Raw genomic sequence first — 736 nt, 5'->3', positions numbered from 1 at the left:
GTCGTAACAAGGTAGCCGTATCGGAAGGTGCGGCTGGATCACCTCCTTTCTAAGGAAAAAAGTAGAGTAATTGAAATGTGTTTTACTGTTGAGTTATCAAGGCAACTGAATAACGATATTTCTGGTAGCGATGCGCTTAGGGGACACACCCGTTCCCATCCCGAACACGACGGTTAAGACCTAAGCGGCCGATGGTACTGCACTGGAGACGGTGTGGGAGAGCAGGTGGCTGCCAGATCAAATGGGGATGTAGCTCAGTTGGGAGAGCACCTGCCTTGCAAGCAGGGGGTCGAGAGTTCGAATCTCTTCATCTCCACTGAAATCGAAAGATTTCAAGATGGGCTTATAGCTCAGCTGGTTAGAGCGCACGCCTGATAAGCGTGAGGTCGGTGGTTCGAGTCCACTTAAGCCCACTGGTTTAAATGAACCAGAACCCCGTAAAGTTCATAATCATGAGCCATAGGGCAAAGGTCCACTTAAGCCCATTGGGTTTTAAGTTAATTAAGCCCAATATTGTACCTTGAAAACTGCATACATGAAATTTGATTAAGTTAATCAAATATCCTTAAACGCAAAGTATTAAGAAATTAATGCAAACGCAAAGATAGGAAGACATCGATTTATCTGTTATTGAACAGAGTAATCAAACACCGTTGTAAAACGCGAGAGCGTGATACAACAGAGAATCAAGAGACCGCATCACCTACGCTAGGGTGATGAAGCGAAAGGTCAAGCA

2 tRNA genes and 1 rRNA gene are annotated in these 736 nt (G+C 45.1%); all 3 read left to right on the top strand.

The annotated features are described in order from the left end of the window. Window positions 1-120 precede the first annotated feature (120 nt). Window positions 121-238 (top strand): 5S ribosomal RNA (rrf, locus tag G5B06_RS18575). 5 nt (window positions 239-243) lie between these two features. Next, a tRNA-Ala gene (locus tag G5B06_RS18570) sits at window positions 244-316 on the top strand. 23 nt (window positions 317-339) lie between these two features. Beyond that, window positions 340-413 (top strand) — tRNA-Ile (locus tag G5B06_RS18565). The last annotated feature ends 323 nt before the right edge of the window (window positions 414-736 follow it).

The organism is Blautia luti, assembly GCF_013304735.1.
Classification (GTDB): Bacteria; Bacillota; Clostridia; order Lachnospirales; family Lachnospiraceae; genus Blautia_A.
The sequence above is the reverse complement of the archived record's forward strand: the minus strand, read 5'-3'. Positions and strand labels throughout refer to the sequence as shown.